The sequence below is a fragment of the Elioraea sp. genome (assembly GCF_051860475.1).
Lineage (GTDB): Bacteria > Pseudomonadota > Alphaproteobacteria > Acetobacterales > Acetobacteraceae > Elioraea.
In genome coordinates this window covers 1-3,479 of record NZ_JBHYDW010000245.1, presented here as the reverse complement: position 1 = coordinate 3,479, position 3,479 = coordinate 1, and the positions used below count along the sequence as shown (strand labels likewise).

5 protein-coding genes are annotated in these 3,479 nt (G+C 74.4%); all 5 read left to right on the top strand.

Going from position 1 to position 3,479, the window contains the following annotated elements; genetic code table 11:
• Nucleotides 1-112 precede the first annotated feature (112 nt).
• The gene (locus ACTIFU_RS23140) at nucleotides 113-2,068 is read left to right on the top strand and encodes a DUF927 domain-containing protein (RefSeq protein ID WP_439580685.1); all 1,956 of its coding nucleotides are present in this window, start codon (nucleotides 113-115) and stop codon (nucleotides 2,066-2,068) included.
• A 39-nt stretch (nucleotides 2,069-2,107) separates the two neighbouring features.
• The gene (locus ACTIFU_RS23135) at nucleotides 2,108-2,755 is read left to right on the top strand and encodes a hypothetical protein (protein WP_439580684.1); all 648 of its coding nucleotides are present in this window, start codon (nucleotides 2,108-2,110) and stop codon (nucleotides 2,753-2,755) included.
• A complete protein-coding gene (locus ACTIFU_RS23130; RefSeq protein ID WP_439580683.1) occupies nucleotides 2,749-2,922 on the top strand; it encodes a hypothetical protein in 174 nt (57 codons plus the stop codon). Before ACTIFU_RS23135 ends, ACTIFU_RS23130 begins: the two co-directional genes overlap by 7 nt.
• Nucleotides 2,919-3,158, top strand: coding sequence for a hypothetical protein (locus tag ACTIFU_RS23125; RefSeq protein ID WP_439580682.1), 240 nt, complete (start codon nucleotides 2,919-2,921; stop codon nucleotides 3,156-3,158). The genes ACTIFU_RS23130 and ACTIFU_RS23125 overlap by 4 nt, the downstream gene beginning before the upstream one ends.
• 128 nt (nucleotides 3,159-3,286) lie before the next feature.
• On the top strand, nucleotides 3,287-3,479 hold a 193-nt coding region (locus tag ACTIFU_RS23120), incomplete at its 3' end, for a hypothetical protein (protein ID WP_439580681.1).

Below are 3,479 nucleotides of genomic sequence, written 5' to 3'. Positions count from 1 at the left end.
TCGATCGCTTCACACGCGAGGGCCGGACCGTGCGGGTGGCGCGACCGCCGGCGGACTTCGCCGACTTCAACGCCTGGCAGCAGGCGATCGAACGGCACCCCGACGAGGCTGCATGACCGAGGATTCCGGCCCGCCGCCGATCGACCTGGAGGAAGCGCGCAAGCGCTCCGGCAAGCGCGGGGCGAAGAGCGTGCGCGCGGCGATCGACAGCGCGGCGGCGGCCGAGGTGGTGTCGCTGCGCGCCGACCAGGCGGACGCGGACGGGACCTTCCTCCCGGCCGGCTTCCGGCTCGATGCGAACGGGCTGTGGCGCCGCGCGGCCGATCCGACCAAGGGGAAGGATCAGTGGCTTTGCGGACCGTTCCGTGTGCTGGCGGAGACGCGCGACCGGCACGGCGAGGGCTGGGGGCTGCTGCTGTCCTGGCAGGACCGCGACCGCCGCACCCATCGGTGGATTATGCCGCGCGCGCTGCTGGCGTCGGACGCCGCCGAGGTGCGCGCGCGGCTCGCCTCGCGCGGGCTGGCGATCGCCACCAGCGACGGCGCGCGCCGTGCGCTGACCGAGTTCCTCGCGCGTGTGACATCGGTCCGCCTCGCGCGCACCCGTTACGAAGTCGGGTGGTTCTTTCCCGCCGTCGGCGGCGCCTGCTTCGTGCTGCCGGGCGAGACCTTCGGCACGCCACCCGATGGAGAGCAGGTGCTGCTCGACCTCGATCCGCTGCCCGAGGTGTATCGCCGTGCCGGCAGTCTTGCCGACTGGCAGCGCACGGTGGCGACGCTCGCGCTCGGCAACTCGCGCCTGATCTTCGCGCTCGGCTGCGCGTTCGCCGGCCCGCTGCTGGAGCCGCTCGGCCTCGAAGGGGGCGGGTTCCATGTGCGCGGGGAGAGCTCGCGCGGGAAGAGCACGGCGCTTGCCGCCGCCGCCTCGGTGTGGGGCAGCCCGATCGGGCCGCAGCGGTTCATGCGGTCATGGCGCAGCACGGCCAACGCGCTGGAGCTGATCGCCGCGAGCCATTCGCAGACGTTGCTTCCGCTCAACGAGATCGGCGAGGCCGATCCGCGCGACATCGGCGCCATCTGCTACATGCTCTCGGGCGGGCAGGGGAAGCAGCGCATGACCGACCGGCGCGGCCTGCACCGCACGCCGAGTTGGACGACGCTGTTCCTCTCGACCGGGGAACTTTCCCTTGGGGACATGATGGCGCAGGGCGGCCGGCACGCCGCCGCCGGGCAGCTCGCCCGCCTGCCCGACATCCCGGCCGACGCGCGCGCCGGCCTCGGCCTGTTCGAGCAGCTGCACGGGGAGTCGGACGCGGCGAGCTTCGCCCAGCGGGTGCAGCTCGCCACGTCGCAGCTGCACGGCACGGCCGGCCCGGCCTTCTGCGCCTGGCTCGCCGCGCGCGTGGCCGATCCGGCGTGGATCGACGAGGAGGCGCGGCCGCGGCTGTATGCGATCGCGAAGCGGATCATGCCCGCCGGCGCCGACGGCCAGGTGCAGCGGGTGGCGCAGCGCTTCGCCCTGGTCGCGCTCGCCGGCGAGCTCGCCGCCGCCGCCGGTGTGCTGCCCTGGCCCGCCGGCACCGGCGAGGCGGCGGCGGCGCGGGTGTTCGGCGACTGGCTCGACGCGCGCGGCACGATCGGCGCGGGCGAGACCGCAGCCCTGATCGCTCGCGTGCGGGCGACGATCGGCGCGCACGCGGCGCGGTTCGAGGCGATCCGGCCGACCGAGGATCACGACGGGGGGCTTGTGGAACCGGTGCCGGCTGACCTCCGGGTGCAGAACCGGCTCGGCTGGAAGTGGAGCGAGCCGAACGCCGCCGGGGTGCAGCTCTGGCATTTCGGTTTCATTCCGCAGCTGTTCGCCGACGAGGTCTGCAAGCCGCTCGGCCTGCACGAGAAGGAGGCGCGCGAGCGGCTCGACCAGGCCGGGCTGCTGCTGACCGAGACGCGCGCCGGCAAGCGCCGCCGCACATTCCGCCGGAGCGTGCCCGGACAGGGGCGCGTCGAGCTGGTCGCGTTCAGCGCGGCAGCGCTCGCCGGCGACGACGAGACGGAGCACGCCAGCTAGGCGCCCGGACGTGAGCAACCCAACCACACGGAGCTTCCCATGACTGTTGCCGAAATGATCAAGCCGAGCACGAGGGACGAAACCGCCCGCGTGCGCCGGCTGCTGACGGAGAGTCAGACCAGAATCGCGCAGCTGCGCCAGGCGGTCACGGCCGCCGAAGCCGGGCGTGCGGAGGCGGTGCGGCGCCAGGCGCTCGGGATCGGCGAGGCGCCGGTTGCCGACGCGGCGGTGAAGAACATCACCGACACGCTCGCCCGCAAGCGCCAGGAGCTCGCCGACGCCGAGGAGGCCGCGGCGGCGCTGACGCGGGAGCTCGATCGGCTGCGCGACGTTGCGACCCAGGAGGCGGCCGACGCGCTGCGCGAGCAGGTGCGGGAACACGCCGCCGCGCGCATGGCGGCGGCGGCGGCGGTGGATGATGCGTGCCGCGCCCTGCTGTCCGCATGGGCAACGTATCGTGCCCGGACCGATGATCTGGCGCGCGTGTCGCCGAAGCTGAAGCCGGCGCTCGACGCGCAGGACGACCAGGTGCGGGGCGCACTCGGCGAGCGCACAGCGGACGTGCTGCGCATCCCGAACAGCACGCATCCCTTCGGGGCGCGCTACACGGGGCGCGTGCTCACCGAGCTCGCGGGCACCGTGGAGGCCGTGCTGGCGTGGCATGCCGCGGAGCGGGGGCAATGGTGACGCAGCCGGGCAAGGGCGGATCGCCGCCACCTGCGGCCGAGCTGGCGCCCGCAGAGTCGCCGCCGCAGGGGCCGAGCGAGGCTATTGAGCAGATCCTCGAAGAGGCGCGGGCGAAAGCCGAGGCCGGGCGTCACGCCGAGGCAGAGGCGGGGGAGAAGGCACCATGAGGCCGACCCTGGCATCCGCCCTGACGAGCGCATGGATCAATGCATGGTTGCACCGAAACAACCCGGGCGTGGCGCAGCTTGACGCGGCGGTGCGCAAGGCGTCGCGCGCCGGGATGTTCGGCCTGCCCGGCATCAGCGTTGCGCCGCCGGCCAGTGAGGGCGCCGCGGGGGGCGCCGCGGCCGACAACGCGGTCGCGATCCTCGGCGCCCTCCGGCCTGGTGGCGCGCATCGCTGAGCCGTTCGCTTCGTTCCGAAGGAGAGTTTCATGACCACCGTTCCGACCGTGACCGATCCATCCGTTGCAGGCACAGCGCCTGACGGGCGGGGGCACCAAGCCCCGACCACAGAGACGAGGACCTAGCGATGGCGCGCCGCCCCGACCTCTCCCGCGAGACCTGGCGCCCGATGGGCGCCGTCGCCGAGCGCGCCGTGTTGCCCGGCGGCGACCGCCGCGGCCATGCCGGCGCCGGCGCGCTCGGCCTGGCCGCCGAGCTCGACCGCGTGCTGGCCGACCGGCTGACGCGCGACGAGCGCCGCGCCGGCCGCGAGGGGGCCG

Bases quoted from the DNA above. Each gene is read 5' to 3' on its own strand.
- ACTIFU_RS23125 (WP_439580682.1), top strand. From the start codon at position 2,919: ATGAGGCCGACCCTGGCATCCGCCCTGACGAGCGCATGGATCAATGCA.
- ACTIFU_RS23130 (WP_439580683.1), top strand. From the start codon at position 2,749: ATGGTGACGCAGCCGGGCAAGGGCGGATCGCCGCCACCTGCGGCCGAG.
- ACTIFU_RS23135 (WP_439580684.1), top strand. From the start codon at position 2,108: ATGACTGTTGCCGAAATGATCAAGCCGAGCACGAGGGACGAAACCGCC.
- ACTIFU_RS23140 (WP_439580685.1), top strand. From the start codon at position 113: ATGACCGAGGATTCCGGCCCGCCGCCGATCGACCTGGAGGAAGCGCGC.